General features: G+C 72.8%; 11 protein-coding genes and 1 pseudogene. 5 read left to right on the forward strand and 7 right to left on the reverse strand.

Annotated features, from left to right (window positions below; translation table 11 throughout):
• Positions 1–183, reverse strand: a pseudogene (locus tag ACH34T_RS31460) (trehalose synthase); the annotation flags it as partial.
• Between the two features lie 50 nt (positions 184–233).
• The gene (locus tag ACH34T_RS31465; protein WP_396024571.1) at positions 234–2,252 is read right to left on the reverse strand and encodes an alpha-1,4-glucan--maltose-1-phosphate maltosyltransferase; all 2,019 of its coding nucleotides are present in this window, start codon (positions 2,250–2,252) and stop codon (positions 234–236) included.
• A gap of 153 nt (positions 2,253–2,405) precedes the next feature.
• On the opposite strand from ACH34T_RS31465, the gene glgP reads away from it, so the two are divergent.
• Positions 2,406–5,009 (forward strand): alpha-glucan family phosphorylase, encoded by a 2,604-nt coding sequence (glgP, locus tag ACH34T_RS31470; protein ID WP_396024572.1) that lies wholly within the window; start codon positions 2,406–2,408, stop codon positions 5,007–5,009.
• Here the strand turns inward: glgP and ACH34T_RS31475 are convergent.
• Positions 5,006–5,581, reverse strand: a complete 576-nt coding sequence (locus ACH34T_RS31475; RefSeq protein ID WP_396024573.1) for a hypothetical protein — start codon at positions 5,579–5,581, stop codon at positions 5,006–5,008. The two genes, glgP and ACH34T_RS31475, sit on opposite strands and share 4 nt — an antisense overlap.
• The gene (locus ACH34T_RS31480) at positions 5,578–5,817 is read right to left on the reverse strand and encodes a helix-turn-helix transcriptional regulator (RefSeq protein WP_396024574.1); all 240 of its coding nucleotides are present in this window, start codon (positions 5,815–5,817) and stop codon (positions 5,578–5,580) included. The genes ACH34T_RS31475 and ACH34T_RS31480 overlap by 4 nt, the downstream gene beginning before the upstream one ends.
• 188 nt (positions 5,818–6,005) lie before the next feature.
• Between ACH34T_RS31480 and ACH34T_RS31485 the strand changes: the two genes are divergently transcribed.
• The 3 genes from ACH34T_RS31485 to ACH34T_RS31495 all read left to right on the forward strand — a co-directional run bounded on the left by ACH34T_RS31485 (position 6,006) and on the right by ACH34T_RS31495 (position 11,123).
• A complete protein-coding gene (locus ACH34T_RS31485) occupies positions 6,006–7,163 on the forward strand; it encodes a sensor histidine kinase (RefSeq protein WP_396024575.1) in 1,158 nt (385 codons plus the stop codon).
• Positions 7,164–7,267: 104 nt separating this feature from the next.
• Positions 7,268–9,874, forward strand: coding sequence for a DUF4132 domain-containing protein (locus ACH34T_RS31490; protein ID WP_396024576.1), 2,607 nt, complete (start codon positions 7,268–7,270; stop codon positions 9,872–9,874).
• 148 nt (positions 9,875–10,022) lie between these two features.
• On the forward strand, positions 10,023–11,123 hold the full coding sequence (locus tag ACH34T_RS31495) for a Rieske 2Fe-2S domain-containing protein (protein ID WP_396024577.1): 1,101 nt from the start codon (positions 10,023–10,025) through the stop codon (positions 11,121–11,123).
• 79 nt (positions 11,124–11,202) lie between these two features.
• Here the strand turns inward: ACH34T_RS31495 and ACH34T_RS31500 are convergent, their stop codons facing one another.
• Both ACH34T_RS31500 and ACH34T_RS31505 read right to left on the reverse strand, forming a co-directional pair.
• Positions 11,203–12,012 (reverse strand): SWIM zinc finger family protein, encoded by an 810-nt coding sequence (locus tag ACH34T_RS31500; protein WP_396024578.1) that lies wholly within the window; start codon positions 12,010–12,012, stop codon positions 11,203–11,205.
• Positions 12,012–15,077, reverse strand: a complete 3,066-nt coding sequence (locus ACH34T_RS31505; protein WP_396024579.1) for a DEAD/DEAH box helicase — start codon at positions 15,075–15,077, stop codon at positions 12,012–12,014. The genes ACH34T_RS31500 and ACH34T_RS31505 overlap by 1 nt, the downstream gene beginning before the upstream one ends.
• A gap of 136 nt (positions 15,078–15,213) precedes the next feature.
• On the opposite strand from ACH34T_RS31505, the gene ACH34T_RS31510 reads away from it, so the two are divergent.
• The gene (locus ACH34T_RS31510; protein ID WP_396024580.1) at positions 15,214–15,996 is read left to right on the forward strand and encodes an enoyl-CoA hydratase/isomerase family protein; all 783 of its coding nucleotides are present in this window, start codon (positions 15,214–15,216) and stop codon (positions 15,994–15,996) included.
• Here the strand turns inward: ACH34T_RS31510 and ACH34T_RS31515 are convergent.
• Complete coding sequence (locus ACH34T_RS31515; RefSeq protein WP_396024581.1) at positions 15,983–16,399, reverse strand: winged helix-turn-helix transcriptional regulator; 417 nt, start codon at positions 16,397–16,399, stop codon at positions 15,983–15,985. The genes ACH34T_RS31510 and ACH34T_RS31515 overlap by 14 nt on opposite strands.
• Between the last annotated feature and the right edge of the window lie 83 nt (positions 16,400–16,482).

Genomic DNA, 16,482 nt, shown 5'->3' on the forward strand with positions numbered 1-16,482 from the left:
GCCGAGCCATTGCAGGTGGTCGAGTTTGGAGATCAGGCCGCGCAGGTCGCCGTACCCGTCGCCGTTGGAGTCGGCGAATCCGCGCACTGAGACCTCGTAGAACACGGCCGTCTTGAACCAATGCGGGTCGCGCGGCGTCTCCGGGCTGAACGCGTCCGGGACCGGCTCGGACGAGGCCGGGATCGCGTCCTGCGGAATCTCGGTGATCGGCTCGTCCCGTTCGTGGGAATCGCTCACGGCTCACCATTCCCGAACGTCAGGATGTGTGCGGGTTTGATGTGCGGGTCGAGCCGGACGTAGTTGGCGCGGGTCCAGGTGTAGACGGCACCGTCGAGATGGTCGGTGACGGTGTAGGGGCGGTGCGGGTCGTCGGGCAGGCCGAGGGCGGGCAGGTCCAGGTGCACGGTGGCCTCGCGGGCCTGGTGCGGGTTGAGGTTGACCACCGTCAGCACCACGTCGTCCAGGTGGCGTTTGGAGAAGGCCAGCAGTTCGGGCTGGTCGACGTGGTGGAAGTGCAGGTCGCGCAGTTGTTGCAGGGCGGGGTGGGTGTTGCGGAGTGTGTTGAGCCGGGTGAGCAGGGGGGCCAGGGTGGTGCCTGCGCGGGCGTGGCTGTCCCAGTCGCGGGGCCGGTACTCATATTTCTCCGAGTCGCGGTATTCCTCGCTGCCGGGCCGGACGGGGGTGTTCTCGCACAGTTCGTAGCCCGTGTAGACGCCCCAGGTGGGGGACAGCAGCGCGGCCAGGATGGCGCGGATCTCAAAGGCGGGCCGCCCGCCGTGCTGCAGGTATTCGGACAGGATGTCGGGTGTGTTGGTGAAGCAGTTGGGCCGCATGTAGGCGGCGGCGGGCCCGGCGAGTTCGGTGAAGTATTCGCGGAGTTCGTCGGCGGTGTTGCGCCAGGTGAAGTAGGTGTAGGACTGGTGGAACCCGATTTTGGCGAGGGTGTGCATCATGGCGGGGCGGGTGAAGGCCTCGGCGAGGAAGATGACGTCGGGGTCGGTGGTGGCGATGTCGGCCAGGAGCCGTTCCCAGAACGCGACGGGTTTGGTGTGCGGGTTGTCGACCCGGAAGATCCGCACCCCGTGATCCATCCATTGCCGGATGACGCGGCGAACCTCGGCGTACAGCCCGTCGGGGTCGTGGTCGAAGTTGAGCGGATAGATGTCCTGGTATTTCTTCGGCGGATTCTCCGCATGAGCGATCGTGCCGTCGGCGCGAACGGTGAACCATTCGGGGTGCTCGCGGACCCAGGGATGGTCGGGGGAGCACTGCAGGGCCAGGTCCAGCGCGACTTCCAGGCCGTGGTCGGCGGCGTGGGAGACGAACGCATCGAAGTCGTCCAACGTGCCCAGGTCCGGGTGCACGGCGTCGTGCCCGCCCTCCGGGGAGCCGATCGCCCACGGCGTCCCCGGGTCGTAGGGGCCCGCGTCCAGGGTGTTGTTGCGGCCTTTGCGGTGGGTGGCGCCGGTCGGGTGGACGGGGGGCAGGTAGACGACGTCGAAACCCATGTCGGCGATGGCGGGTAGGCGTTTCATCGCGGTGCGGAAGGTGCCGGAGGTGGGGCCGCGGCGGCCGAGGGGGTCGATGATGGCGCCTTCGGAGCGCGGGAAGAATTCGTACCAGGCGCCGTACAGGGCGCGTTGGCGGTGCACGGCCAGCGGGTACCAGTCACTGACCGTCAGCAGATCCCGCAGCGGATGACGCTCCAGCACGTTCGCGACGTCCGGGTCGGCCGCGGCCTGCAGCCGGTCGGTGACCGGGACGGTCTCGTCTGCCAGGCGTCTGGCGAGCCGGTCCAGGGTCGGACGGTCCTTGCCGGGGACGGCCTCGGCCGCCCGGGTGAACAGAGCCGCGCCCTCGGCGAACATCAGCTCGACGTCCAGGCCGCGGGGCACCTTGATCTGCGCGTCGTGCCACCAGTGCGCGATCGGGTCGCCCCACGCCTCCACCCGAAACGACCACGACCCCATCTCGGTCGGCGTCACCCGCGCCGACCACCGATCCAGCCCCGCACCCACCTCACTCATCCGCGACCCGGGCAACGGCTCACCCGACGGAGTCCGCAACACCACCGCCGCACCCAACCGCTCATGCCCCTCACGGAACACCGTCGCCGACACCTCGACCGACTCACCCACCACCGCCTTGGCCGGCCACCGGCCACACCCCACCACCGGCGCCACGTCAAGGATCGGAATGCGGCCAAGCCGCGGAATGCCGGTCTCGCTGGACGTCCCGGACTCGCCGTGCATGCGCGTCCCCTACCCGCGCGAAATCTCCAAAACGTCCCATGCCAGGGGAAGGGGCGGCTACCGGCTAGTAGTTTCCGGTGACTTTGCGCGGTGACCCGCACACGCAACCCCGCCGGTCGCACCATCGGACCCCACCACATAGCGTGACGTTGCGTGAAGGCAATCCGACGTTTCACGGTACGCACCGTCCTTCCGGAGCCGCTCCGGCAGCTTGAGGAACTGGTCCTCAACCTGCGCTGGTCCTGGCACCACGAGACGCTCGACCTGTTCCGCGCCGTGGACCCGGCGCTGTGGAAGGCCGTCCACCACGACCCGGTCAGGCTGCTCGGCGAGGTCGCGCCGGAGCGGCTGGCGCGGCTGGCGAAGGACCGGCGGTTCCTGCGCCGCCTGCACGACGCCGCCGAGGACCTGCGCGAATACCTGACCGCGCCGCGCTGGTACCAGTCGAGGCCTGACGCCCCTGACGCCCCGGACTGCATCGCCTACTTCTCGCCCGAGTACGGGATCACCGCCGCGCTGCCCCAGTACTCCGGCGGCCTCGGCATCCTCGCCGGCGACCATCTGAAGACGGCGAGCGACCTCGGCGTCCCGATCGTCGGCGTCGGCCTGCTCTACCGGCACGGCTACTTCTCGCAGTCGCTGTCGCCGGACGGCTGGCAGCTGGAGCGCTACCCGCCGCTCGACCCGAACGGGCTCCCGCTGACCCTGCTCCGCGAGCGGGACGGTTCACCGGTCCGCGTCGTCATCGGGCTCCCGAAAGGGCCCGGCCTGCACGCGCAGGTCTGGATCGCGCAGGTCGGACGCGTCCCGCAACTGCTGCTCGACTCCGACGTCGAGGAGAACGACCAGTCCGCGCGGGACGTCACCGACCGCCTGTACGGGGGCGGCGGCGACCACCGGCTGCTGCAGGAGATGCTGCTCGGCATCGGCGGCGTCCGGGCGATCCGCGCGTACTGCCGCGTCACCGGGCATCCGGCGCCCGAGGTGTTCCACACCAACGAGGGCCACGCCGGGTTCCTCGGCCTGGAACGCATCCGCGAACTGGCGGCCGAGGACGGCCTGACGTTCGACGAGGCGCTGGAGGCGACCCGCGCGGGCACGGTGTTCACCACGCACACGCCCGTCCCGGCCGGCATCGACCGGTTCCCCCGCGATCTGGTCGGCCGGTACTTCGGCGGCGCGAACGAGGAGGAGCAGGTCCCCGTCGAGCGGATCCTCGCGCTCGGCGCCGAGGACTATCCCGGCGGCGACCGCACCATGTTCAACATGGCCGTGATGGGCATGCGGCTGGCGCAGCGCGTCAACGGCGTCAGCGAGCTGCACGGACGCGTCAGCCGCGAGATGTTCCGCGGGCTGTGGGGCGGCTTCGACATCGCCGAGGTCCCGGTCGGGTCGATCACCAACGGCGTGCACGCGGGCACGTGGGTGGCGCACGAGATCCTGGAGCTCGCCGCGCGGGAGGTGCCGTCCATCGTCGAGTCCGGGCGGGGCTGGGAGGAGGTGCGGACCCGTCCGGGCACCGAGCTGTGGCGGATCCGCGGGGTGCTGCGGCGGCGGCTCGTGCTGGAGGCGCGGCGGCGGCTCCGCGAGTCGTGGCGGCAGCGCGGCGCGAGCGAGGCGGAGGTGTCCTGGATCGACCACGCCCTCGACCCGGACGTCCTGACGATCGGGTTCGCGCGGCGCGTCCCGTCCTACAAGCGGCTCACGCTGATGATGAGCGACCCGGACCGGCTCCGCGCGATCCTGCGGAACCCGGACCGGCCCGTGCAGATCGTCGTCGCGGGGAAGGCGCACCCGGCGGACGAGGGCGGCAAGCGGCTCATCCAGGAGATCGTGCGGTTCACCGAGCGGGAGGACGTCCGGCACCGGATCGTCTTCCTGCCCGACTACGACATGGCGCTCGGGCAGCTGATGGTGCAGGGCTGCGACGTGTGGATGAACAATCCGCTGCGTCCGCTGGAGGCGTGCGGCACGTCCGGGATGAAGGCGGCGCTGAACGGGGCGCTGAACCTGTCGGTCCTGGACGGCTGGTGGGACGAGTGGTACGACGGCCAGAACGGCTGGGCGATCCCGTCCGCCGACGGCCTCGCCACCCCCGACCGGCGGGACGAGCTGGAGGCCGCCGCGCTGTACGAGCTGATCGAGGACCACGTGTCCGTCACGTTCTACGACCGGGACGCGGCCGGGCTGCCGCGCCGCTGGCTGGAGATGGTGAAGCACACCATCGCGACGCTCGGCCCGAAGGTCCTCGCGTCCCGGATGCTGCGCGACTACGTGGAGGACCTGTACGCCCCGGCCGCCGCGTCCGAGCGGGCGATGGTCGCCGGCGAGTTCGCGGGGGCGCGGGCGCTGGCGGCGTGGAAGCAGCGGGTCCGGAAGGCGTGGCCGGGCGTCGCCGTCGAGCACGTCGAGTCGAACGGCTCGGAGAGCCCGCAGGTCGGGGCGCGGCTGTCGGTGCGGGTCGTCGTCGATCTCGCCGGTCTCGCCCCGGACGACGTCGCCGTGGAGGTCGTCTACGGCCGGGTGGACGACTCCGACGCGCTGGTCGACCCGTCCTACCTGGAGCTGGACGACGGCGAACCGGCGGACAACGGCCGCGTCCGCTACGTCGGAGACGTCCCCCTGGCGCGCAGCGGAGCGTTCGGCTACAACGTGCGCGTCGTCCCAAGCCACCCGATGCTGTCAGGCCGCGCAGAAATGGGCCTTGTCGCCCTGCCACCCGCCCCACCCGGCATGACGAACGGCAACCTCCGCTAAGGCTGTTCCTGGTCTTCGTCGTCGGTGGGCGGGTCGGTCGTCTGCCAGGTGGCGACGATCAGGGGGAGGAACATGTGCGTCACCAGGAGGGCGACGAGGATCAGGAACAGGGCGGCGCCGGGGATCTGCGCGTCGCGGCCGTCGCGGGCGGCGGCCGTCGTCACCAGGAGGACGGCGACGATCACGACGGTGGACGCCCGGTGCGCGGTCGCGAACGCGCGGAGCCGCGCGGCGAGCTGGCGCTCGTCCAGCTCCCGTTCCCGCTTGGCGGTCAGGCCGCGGGTCAGCGCGACCAGCTGGGTCGCGAGCGGGAACCCGACCGCCAGCAGCACGGCCAGGACGACGAAGTTGACGATCACCGCGGTGTCGCTGGGGGCGATGACCCAGGACACGGCGGCGTCCACCCAGAGCAGGCCAAGCGTCACGGCGCCCGCCCCGGCCAGCGTCCGGCGGGGGCGTCGGCGCGCGTAGCGGGAGGGCATGCGGCGCTCCAGCTCGTCTTCGAGGGCCGCCAGGCGGTCCGCGCGCTTGCGGCGGGAGCGCTCCAGCCACTGCTCCGTCTTGCTCGTCATGGCGTGCCTCCGATTCTCGGGAACGGTTTCAGGGAGAAGACGACCTCGACGGGCACCTCGAAGTAGTCGGCGATGCGCAGGGCGAGGTGCAGGCTGGGGCTGTACTCGCCCCGTTCCAGGTAGCCGACCGTCTGGTAGTGCACGCCCAGCGCGGCGGCCAGGTCGCGGCGCGAGACGCCGCGTTCGGCGCGCAGCATCGTGATCCGGTTGTGGACGTTCTCCTTGTCGCCGGACATCACGGCGTGCCCTGCGCGGCCGTCCGCACCGGTTCGGCCGTGGGGGGCACGTCGCGCGTGCGGATCACCGGCTCGTCCATGACCACCCCTCGTATGGAGACTTCGATCGTCCGCTACATCACTGCAACTGATGATAGTAGAAGTACTACATCTCATCGCAGTAATGCAAGCGGGCGAGGACTGGCAGGATGGATTTCGTGCGAGCTCCGGACTGGTGGCCGCCCCGCGGCCGTGTCGCCGACGTGCTCCTGAGCGCGGGATGCCTCGTCGTGACGGTCGTTGCCGTCCTGACGGTGATCGAGCGGGACGGCCGCGGGCCGATGCCCTGGCTCGGCTGGACCCTGCTCGTGATCACGTGCGGCGCGCTGTACTTCCGGCGGGGCCATCCCGTCGCGGTCGCGATCGTGACGTTCGCCGCCTGCGCCGTCTACTACCCGGTGACCGAGCCGGACGGCCCCGTCGTGATCACCTTCGTGATCGCGCTCTACTCCGTGGCCGCGGCCGGGCATCTCGTCGTCGCGGGCGTCCTCGTGACGCTCTCGATGACCGCGACCCTGTACGGCGACATCCGCGGCGACGCCAACCACCTCGCCGACGCGGCCGGGTTCCTGCTCGCCGGATGGTTCGTCGCGGTCATCGCGGTCGGCGGCGTCGTCCGGAACCGGCGCGCCTACCTGCGGGAGGCCGAGGAACGCGCGCGCGCCGCCGAGCGCGGACGCGAGGCGGAGGCCCGCCGCCGCGCCGTCGAGGAGCGCCTCCGCATCGCCCGCGAACTGCACGACGTTCTCGGCCACAACATCTCGCTCATCAATGTGCAGGCCACGGCCGCGCTGCACGGCCTGCGCCGCGAACCGGAACGCGCCGAGGCCGCCCTCACCGCGATCAAGCAGGCCAGCAAGGACACCCTCCGCGAGATGCGCGCCACCCTCGGCGTCCTGCGGCGCGTCGACGAGGCCGCGCCGGTCGGCCCCGCGCCCGGCCTCGCCCGGCTGGACGAGCTGACCGACGGCCTCGCCGCCGCCGGGCTCACCGTCCGGACCGAGGTCGAGGGCGACCCGCGGCCCCTGCCCGCGGAGGCCGACCTTGCCGCGTACCGGATCGTGCAGGAGGCCCTCACCAACGTGACCCGGCACTCCAGCGCTTCGGCCGCCGTCGTCCGCCTCCGCTACGGGGACGGCGAGGTGACCGTCCAGGTGCACGACGACGGCGCCCCCACCGCCGGCCCGTCCGGGGACGGCAGCGGGATCCGCGGCATGCGCGACCGCGCCGAGGCCCTGGGCGGCGACTTCGACGCCGGCGCCCGCCCCGGCGGCGGCTTCACGATCCGCGCCCGCCTGCCCGCCTGACCTCGCGGCTGCGGAGCTTGCCGGGCGCTTACGCGGCGTCGGCGGCGACCGAGGCGTCGCCGGATTTCGCCGGCCATGTCGGAGGCGGTCGTTAGGTTGCGGCCATGGTGAAGAAGGCGGACGTTCCAGCCGAATGGCGTGAGCACATCCATCCGAGGCGCGGCGGCGTTCCCGGGCCGACGATCGTCCTGGACGAGGACGCGGCGCGAAGAGCGCGCGGATGGCTGCGCGCGGCGGGGCCGGTCGCCGGGGAGATGGCGGAGCACGAGAACACCGACCCGGAGCTCGGCAAGGCCGTCCGGGCCTGGCTGGACGGCGAACCCGACCCGGCGGGCGCGGCCGCCGTCGCCGCCGTCGCGGTGAAGTACGGCGAGGACGTCGACGGCGCGGCCTTCCTCGACGCCTGGGTGCCCGACCACGGGCTCGCCTTCGCCGCCTGCGCGGTCGTCGAGGCGTCCGCGATCGAGCTCGGCCCGGCGCCGCGTCCGGCGACCCGTTTCGACGGCGCGGTCCTCCAGTTCGTCGCCTTCGCCGACAGTGCGCCGCCCGCGGGATGGCGCGGCGAGATCCGCCGCCGCGGCTCGAACGATCATTTCCCCGTCGGCCAATGGGCGGCCGGCGACGCGGTGGTCAAGCGGCTCCGGGCGCTCCTGGCGGCGGCCCCCGAGGCCGAGTACCGGGACGCCGTCGCGCGCATGGCCGCCCACCGCGGTGACGCCTGGCGCCGCGGCACGGTCTGCTATCTCGTCCCGACCGAGGAGGACTGGCTCACGGAGTCCTTCGGCGACGGCATGCGCGTCCTCAGCAGCACGCACGTGCTGTGCACGCTGTCCAAGCCCGCGCACGTCGAGAGGTTCCCCTGGGTGGAGACGACGCCCGCCATGCTCGGGACGCTGCTCGACGGCCTGGGCTCGGACGCGCTCCCCCTGTTCGGCAACGCCCTAGGCCGTTCCACCCCGCCCGACCCGGACGTCCTGAAGGGCCTCCTGTCGATCCCCGACGAAGGGATCTTCACCATCCTGCTCAACCGGATGGGCGACAAGGGCGTCCCCGCCGCGCTGCAGGAGGCGGCCGAACGGTACCCGGTGCAGGCGCTCCGCGCGCTGGCGCCGCTGGCCGGCGACGCCACGACCCGGGGCGTCCAGGCGGCCGGGGTGCTGCGGGGGCTGCTGTACGCCGAGCCCGGCCTCGCCGGGGAGGCGCCGTCCGGGGCCGTCGAGGCGCTGCTGCCGGGGCCGGCCGTCCCGGACGCCGCCGACCTGCCCGCCGCGCTCGCCGGCCGGCCCGCCCGCGGCGCCAGGGTCGACTGGGCCGACCCCACGCTCCTCCCGCGGATCCGGACGCGCGACCGCGACCGCGCCCTGCCCGTCAGCGCGACCCGATGCCTGCTGAACCTGCTCGCCACGTACAAGCCCGAGAGCGCGCCCGAGGTCGCGGCCGCCCGCGAGTTCTGCGACCGGCATTCGCTGGCCGAGTTCTCCTGGGCACTGTTCCAGCGGTGGTGCGCGCTCGGCGCGCCCACGAGGCACAAGTGGGCGATGGAGCAGCTCGGCCTGATCGGCGACGACACCACGGTGCGGCGGCTCAGCCCGCTGATCAGGCTCTGGCCCGGCGAGAGCCGCAGCGCCAGGGCCGTCGCCGCGCTGGACGTCCTCGCCCGGATCGGCTCCGACGTCGCCCTCACCCACCTGTTCGAGCTGACGCGCCGCGGCAAGTACAAGGGCATCAAGGCCACCGCGGTCCGGAAGATCGACGAGATCGCGGCCGCGCGCGGCATCACGCAGGAGGCGCTGGCCGACCGCGCCGTCCCCGACTTCGGCCTGGACGCGCGGGGCGCCCTCGTCCTGGACTACGGCCCGCGCCGCCTCACCGTGACCTTCGACGAGCAGCTCGTCCCGCTGGTCGTGGAGCCGAGCGGCAAGATCCGCAAGAGCGCGCCCAAGCCGGGACCCGACGACGACCCGGCCCTCGCCCCGGCCGCGCACGCCCTGTTCACCGGCCTCAGGAAAGACCTGCGGACGATCGCCGACCAGGAGATCAAACGCCTCGAACTGGCCATGACCACCCGGCGGACCTGGACACCCGACGACTTCCACGCCCTGTTCGCCGCCCACCCGCTGCTGGGCCACATCGTCCGCCGCCTGGTCTGGATCACCGACGCGGGCGATGCCTTCCGCGTCGCCGAGGACCGCACGTACGCCGACGTCAACGACGACCCGTTCACCCCGGAGCCCGGCGCCCGCATCGCCATCGCGCACCCCGTCCTGCTGGACGGCGAGCTCGGCGCCTGGTCGGAACTGTTCGCCGACTACGAGATCCTCCAGCCGTTCGAGCAGCTCGGACGGCCCGTCCACCGCCTCACCGGCGACGAGCGCGCCGCGCACCGGCTCGCCCGGATCGAGGGGCTCGTGCTGCCCTACGGCAAGGCCAAGGGGCACTCCCAGGGGCGCTGGGAGTCCGTCGACGCCGACGGCGAGTTCGCGGGCGGATGGCTCGCCCGGCGCGACCCCGCGGGCGTGCACGTCGTGGCGAACCTGAGCCCCGGCCTCTACTCCTACATGTACGGCGAGGGCGACGACCAGGAGGTCACCGCCCTGTGGGCGGGCCCCGCCCCGGCCCGCGCACCGCGGGACTCGGTGCCGCTCGGGGAGGTCGACCCGGTCACGATGAGCGAGGTGATCCACGACCTCACCCGCAGCGCCTCCTCCTAGCCGGACTCCCCCTCGACGCGCACGACCGCGCATCCGCCCGATTCGGACGCCGTCGGCACGACCCGCGCTCGTGCCGGATTCGCCCGATCTTGTGAGTGTTCTTCACGTACAGTGCGATCACGTGGGTGGTGAGGGGGGAGCCATTTCGTTGGAGCACGTCGACGCCGAGCCCGCCTGCGCGGTGCCTCGGGCCAGCAGGCTGTGTGCGCAGAGCACCGTCCCGTCCACGCCGGACAGGTCTCCGCCGGAGCCATCGGCCGGGTATCCCGAAGGCTGGTTCGCGGTCGCGTTCAGCCACCAGCTGAGGCCCGGACGGGTCGTGAGCGCGCGGTTAGCGGGACGGCCGGTGGTGGTCTGGCGCGACGCCGAGAACCGTGTCCTCGTCAGCGGCGCCTACTGCCCGCACCTGGGAGCGCACCTCGGCCACGGAGGACGGGTCGTCGACGGCCTCCTGCGCTGCCCCTTCCACGGTTTCCGCTTCGACGGCTCCGGGGCCTGTGTGGACACGCCGTCCGGAGCGCCCCCTCCCTCGGGACGTCTCCAGATGATGCGAACCCGCGAGGTCAACGGCATGGTGCTGGTCCACGCACCAGCGGCCGACGCGCCTGCGGGCGAGGCACCGGGCTGGGAGGTGGAGGGGCTCCCGGACGACGGCGAGTGGCTGCCGAACCGGACGCGCACCTGGCGGGTCCGCTGCCACCTGCACGACATCGCCGAGCACGCGGTCGACACCAACCACCTCTGGGCGATGCATCTGCTCGGCAGGCTGACGGAGGTCCAGCCTGTCCGGTTCGAGGGGCCCCGGCTGCGGACGGCCTACGACGCCGTCCAGTTCCTCCCGCGCCCCTTCCCCTCCCGGGGGCTGGTGCGCGCCCGGTTCTCGATCAACGCCGAAGGCCTCGGGTTCATCGTGGGGGACGTCCAGGTGCGGACGCCGTGGTACAGCCCGGTCGTCCGGCTGGTGATGGCCGCGACCCCGGTCACGCCGCACTCCGTCGACCTGCGGGTGTCGGCGCGGCTGCGCAGGACGTCGCCGTGCGGCGCCGCCCGGCTGCTGACACCGGCCGTCAGGGTCGCCGACCGGGTCGCCGCACGGATAGCGATCTTCCTCTTCGCCCGGGAGGTCGGGGCGGAGGTGCGGATCTGGGAGCACAAGGCGTACCTCGACGACCCGTCCCTGATCGAACCCGACGCCGGCATCCGCGCGCACCGCGCCTGGTCCCGCCAGTTCTACTCGCGCGGGCGCTGACCCCCTGGGTTCAAGACCCGGGCCTCGACGCGGCCGTTGGACTCCTCGGCCAGCCTAGGCACGCGGCGCGCGCCGCCGCTCAGATGTCCGGATCGGCGGCGAGGGCCTCGTAGACGGGGGCCAGGACGTCCGCGAGCGGACGGCGGCGGATCCTGATCGGCGGGGGAGCGACCACCTGGAGGACGAAGCCCGGCGGGACGGGCGGCGCCGCCGGACGGTCGCGCAGGCCAGCCAGCCCGGACGGGGGCGTCCAGAAACCGGCGGCGGTGAGCGGCTCGTCCGCCATGTCGAACGGGTCTGGCTCGGTCTCGGTGCCGCGCCGCAGCGCCGCGAGGAGCTGGTCCCTGCCCCGGCCGTTCCACTGGAGGATCAGGAACGGGTCGTCGTCGAACGCCTCCGCCAGCAGGTACAGGACGGCGGCCGCGTGCTTGCACGGGTCGCCCCAGTCGGGGCAGTCGCACATCAGGTGCAGGTCGGCGGCCGAGCCGGGGAACAGCGCGAGGCCCAGCTCGGCGAACACCCACTCGATCTCCGGCGGCATCTCCCCGGCGAGCAGCCGCGCGCGGAACACCGCGCGGGACGCCAGCTCCGCCTCGACGGCCCGCCAGCCGTCCGCGTCGATCGCCTCGATGCCGAGCGCCACCTCGTAGGGGTCGGGCGCCGAGCCGTGGACGCGCGCGGTCACCTCGTACGGGGCGACCTTCAGGTCGACGACGTTGCCCTTGCGCGCGTAGGTCCGGCCGCGCTGGAGACGGCCCTTGTCGGCGAACGACTCGACCAGGTCGATGAAGCGCCGCGACCACCACTGCGAGCCGATCGACCCGCGCCTGGTGCGGGCCTTGATGCCGTCGTTCCGCAGCGGCCCGCGCCCGCCGGCGCCCTCGTCCATCAGTCGCTCACCGCCTCCGGGGACAGGCGCAGGACGTCGCGCAGCTCGGCCACGGAGAGCTCGGTGAGCCACTCCTCGCCGGTGCCGACGATCGAGTCGGCGAGAGCCTTCTTGCGCTCGATCATCTCGTCGACGCGCTCCTCCATCGTCCCGACGCAGATGAACTTGCGGACCTGCACATTGCGGGTCTGCCCGATGCGGAAGGCGCGGTCGGTGGCCTGGTCCTCGACGGCGGGGTTCCACCAGCGGTCGACGTGGACGACGTGGTTGGCGGCCGTGAGGGTCAGGCCCGTCCCGGCGGCCTTGAGGGAGAGCAGGAAGACCGACGGTTCGGCGTCGCCTTGGAACCGCTGGACGAGGTCGTCGCGCGCCTGCTTGGACGTCCCGCCGTGCAGCCACAGCACGGGCCGCTCAAGCCGGGCCGCCAGGTAGGGCTGGAGCATCGAGCCGAACTCCGCGTACTGGGTGAAGACGAGGGCCTTCTCGCCCTGCTCCACGACCTCGGCACAGATCTCCTCCAGGCGTTCGAGCTTCCCGGAGCGGCCGGGGAGGCGCGAGCCGTCCTTGAGCAGCTGCGCCGGATGGTTGCAGACCTGCTTGAGCTTCGCCATCGTCGCCAGGACGAGGCCGCGCCGCTTCTTCTCGTCCGCCTCGGCGATCTGGGCGAGCATGTCGTCCACGGTGGCCTGGTAGAGCGACGCCTGCTCGGCGGTGAGGTTGCAGTAGACCTTGATCTCCTGCTTCTCCGGCAGATCCGAGATGATCGACCTGTCGGTCTTGAGGCGGCGCAGGACGAACGGCTGCGTCGCCCGCTTCAGCGCCAGCGCCGCCCGCTCGTCGCCGTCCCGCTCGATCGGGATCGCGAACCGCCGCCGGAACGCGGCACGCGGCCCGAGCAGCCCCGGATTCGCGAACTCCATGATCGACCACAGCTCGGTGAGGTGGTTCTCCACGGGCGTGCCGGTGAGCGCGATCCGGTTCCGCGCCGGGATGCTCCGCACGGCCCTGGCCTGGCGCGTCCCGCTGTTCTTGAGCGCCTGCGCCTCGTCGCAGACGACTCGCCCCCACTCGATTCGCGCGAGCATCTCCGCGTCCCGCGTCGCCGTCCCGTAGGTGGTCAGCACCAGATCGGCCCCCGCGACCGCTTCGACGAGCTCCTCGCCCCGATGCCGCCCCGTCCCATGGTGGACGTAGACGCGCAACTTCGGCGTGAACCGCCCCGCCTCCCGCTGCCAGTTCCCCACCAGCGACATCGGCAGGATCGCCAGCGTCGGGTCGGGCGGAGCGGTGCCCTCCCTCTCGTGGACGAGCAGCGAGAGCACGGAAATGGTCTTGCCCAGTCCCATGTCGTCCGCGAGCAGGGCGCCGAGCCCGAGACCGTCCATGAAGGTCAGCCAGGCGAGCCCTCGCTCCTGGTAGGGGCGCAGTTCGGCGTCCAGGTCGTCGGGGGTGCGCATGGGGGTGAGGCGGCGGTCGGCCTCGCCGGAGAGGAGGTCGCCGAGGGCGCCGCCCGCGTCGACGCCGGTGAGGGGGAGGGCGTCGTCGCCCGCGTGGACGACCGCGCGGATCGCCTCGGCGGCGGTCATCCGGCCGCGGCGGGGGTGGCGGAGGAAGTCGAGGGCGGCCTCCAGCTGCCGCTCGTCCAGCTCGACCCACTGGCCGCGGAGGCGGACGAGGGGCGTCTTGAGCCGGGCGAGCTCCTCCAGTTCGGCCTCGTCGATGCTGTCGTCGCCGATGGCGAGGTCCCAGCGGAAGTCGACCATGGCCTTCATGTCGAAGCCCGAGGCCACGGCCGAACCGGACGACGCCTCAGGGTCGTCTTCGCGCGTCGTCAGCCTCATGCCGAGCTTCGCCTTGCCCGCCCACTGCGGCAGCAGGACGCCGAAGCCCGCGGCGGCGAGCATCGGGGCCGCCTGGCGGAGGAAGCGGAACGCGCCGGCGGTGTCGAGGACGAGCTCGGCGGGTTCGGGGCCGTCGAGCGCGCGGGCCAGGTCGGGGAACAGGCGCAGGGCGCGGCCGAGGCCGGTGAGCAGCGTCTCCTCGGCGTTCGGGATCGAGGTCGCCTCGCCCGCCCAGACGAGCGCGGCCGGGACGTAGAGGCTCGGGTCGTCGGTGCCCTGGAGGGCGAACTCGATGCGCCATGAGTCGCCGTCGCCGTCGCCGTCGCCGGATTCCGCGTTCGCGTTCGTGTCGGTGTCCGCGTCCGCGCTTGGTTCGGTGAGGCGGAAGCAGGCGCGGAGCGGGCCGGACGGGCGGCGCGCCCCGGCGGCCCAGGCGTCCAGCTCGGCGATGAGGTCGTCGGGGTCGTCGCGGGGCTCGCGGGCGACCCGCGGGGACGGGCCGGTCAGCGCCGCCACCCAGCGTTCGGCGAGCGGCAGCCGGTCCGGCTCCTTGCGCCGGGACACCAGCAGCGGATGCGGCACCACGCCCCGGACGGCCGTGTCGACCAGGCCGGACAGCGCCTCGCGCAGCACCTCGGCGGCGGGACGTCCGCCGTCGGCGGCGCGGCACGCGGCGGGCATCGCGCGGGCCAGCGCCCGGTACCGCGCCGGGTCGTCGATCACCGGGCGCCAGCGGGCCACGAGGTCGCCGTCCTCGCGGAGCAGCGCGGGCAGCACCTGTCCGCGCCCGGTCAGCTGGACGGCCTCGTCCGCGATCATGCAGAGGAAGCGCAGGTCGGTGCCCGCGATCACGTCGGCGCTGTGCTCGGCGGCCTGGAGGAGGGCCATGGCGGGGAACGGCTCCAGGACGAGCGCGGGCACCCGCCAGGGGCGCAGTTCGGGCTCGTCCGGCACCGGCTCGGGCCCCAGCTCGGCGGACGGCAGCGGACGGTCGCCGACCGTCGGCAGCGACATCGCCAGCTCGACGCGGAACGCCGTCCGGACGAGCGGCTCGTACGACGTCCCCGTGAAGTCGCAGGTCGCGAAGGGGTGGACGGCTGACGAAGGCTCGTACGCGCCTGTTCCCCGTGCGGCGTCGGCCCCCCGCGCCCCCTGCAACGGCACGGCGCGTTCTGCCCAGACGCAGAGCGCACCGCCATGCCAGGTGGCGTGGGCGACGAGCATGGTTCCCGAAGCTATCAGCAGCCTCCGACGTCCCGGCCGGGCACTGCCGTCGCCCGGCCGACTGCCGTCACGGCAGGCTCGAACCGCCGCGTTAGGCTCGGGACATTCCGCTGCCGAAACGCACAGGAGGGTCGCCGTGGGCGAGTTCGTACGGGTCGAGGTCGAGGACGGCATCGCGACGATCAGGCTGGACCGTCCGAAGATGAACGCCCTGAACGCCCAGATGCAGCGGGAGCTGATCGACGCGGCCCGGCAGGTCACGCAGGACGACGCGGTCGGCGCCGTCGTCCTGTACGGCGGCGAGAAGGTGTTCGCGGCCGGCGCCGACATCAAGGAGATGGCGCCGATGTCGTACGCGCGGATGTCGGCGGGGCCTTCGCGGCTGCTGCAGGACTTCGCGCGGGCGCTCGCCGGGATCCCCAAGCCGGTGATCGCCGCCATCACCGGGTACGCGCTCGGCGGCGGGCTGGAGACCGCGCTGACCGCCGACTTCCGCGTGGTCGGCGAGGGCGCGAAGGTGGGGCAGCCGGAGATCCAGCTCGGCATCATGCCAGGGGCGGGCGGGACGCAGCGGCTGTCCCGGCTGATCGGGCCGTCCAAGGCCAAGGACCTGGTCTTCTCCGGACGGCACGTCGCCGCCGATGAGGCCCTCGCGATCGGGCTCGTCGACCGCGTCGTCCCGGACGCCGACGTCTACACGGCCGCCAGGGAATGGGCGGCGACCTTCGTCGGCGGTCCTGCGATCGCGCTGCGGGCCGCGAAGCAGGCCATCGACGCGGGCCTGGAGGTCGATCTGGAGACCGGGCTGGAGATCGAGCGGACGCAGTTCGCCGCCCTGTTCGCCACCGAGGACCAGGCGAGCGGCATGAAGAGCTTCATGGAGGAGGGCCCCGGCAAGGCCACGTTCACCGGCCGCTGAGGGCGCGTTCCTGGGCGTCCAGGACCTCGTCGGCGTACTGCTCCGTCCAGCGGCTCAGGGCGAAGAGCGGTTCGAGCATGCCGCGTCCGGGGCCGGTCAGGCCGTACTCGACGCGCGGCGGCGCCTCGGCGTAGCGGCGGCGGGTGACGAGGCCGTTCTGTTCGAGGCGGCGGAGCGTCTCGTTCAGGACCTTGTGGCTGATGCCGCCGATCCTGTCCTGGAGTTCGCGCGGACGCAGCGGGCCGTTGCGCAGCGTCCACAGGACGACGCCGGTCCAGGTGCCGGACAGCAGGTCGAGGCCGAGCCGGGTCTGGCAGTCCGCCGCGAACCGGATCTCCTCGACCTGCGGCTGGTCGGCCTGCGGCTCGGCGAAGCGGATCTTGTCGAGCTGGATCTCGTCCATGGGCATCTCCCCGCGATCCTGCCGCGTCCGATACGCACCGGATGGTGCCGAACGGACCGCTTAGCGTCCCGTCCGACGGTAAT

Origin of the sequence: Actinomadura sp. 9N215 (genome assembly GCF_044326345.1) — a bacterium.
Taxonomy (GTDB): domain Bacteria; phylum Actinomycetota; class Actinomycetes; order Streptosporangiales; family Streptosporangiaceae; genus Spirillospora.

Excerpts from the sequence above, each read along its gene's own strand:
- ACH34T_RS31505 (WP_396024579.1), bottom strand. The coding sequence starts at position 15,077 with ATGCTCGTCGCCCACGCCACCTGGCATGGCGGTGCGCTCTGCGTCTGG.
- ACH34T_RS31480 (WP_396024574.1), bottom strand. The coding sequence starts at position 5,817 with ATGTCCGGCGACAAGGAGAACGTCCACAACCGGATCACGATGCTGCGC.
- ACH34T_RS31475 (WP_396024573.1), bottom strand. The coding sequence starts at position 5,581 with ATGACGAGCAAGACGGAGCAGTGGCTGGAGCGCTCCCGCCGCAAGCGC.
- ACH34T_RS31465 (WP_396024571.1), bottom strand. The coding sequence starts at position 2,252 with ATGCACGGCGAGTCCGGGACGTCCAGCGAGACCGGCATTCCGCGGCTT.
- ACH34T_RS31515 (WP_396024581.1), bottom strand. The coding sequence starts at position 16,399 with ATGGACGAGATCCAGCTCGACAAGATCCGCTTCGCCGAGCCGCAGGCC.
- ACH34T_RS31485 (WP_396024575.1), top strand. The coding sequence starts at position 6,006 with ATGGATTTCGTGCGAGCTCCGGACTGGTGGCCGCCCCGCGGCCGTGTC.
- ACH34T_RS31490 (WP_396024576.1), top strand. The coding sequence starts at position 7,268 with ATGGTGAAGAAGGCGGACGTTCCAGCCGAATGGCGTGAGCACATCCAT.
- ACH34T_RS31500 (WP_396024578.1), bottom strand. The coding sequence starts at position 12,012 with ATGGACGAGGGCGCCGGCGGGCGCGGGCCGCTGCGGAACGACGGCATC.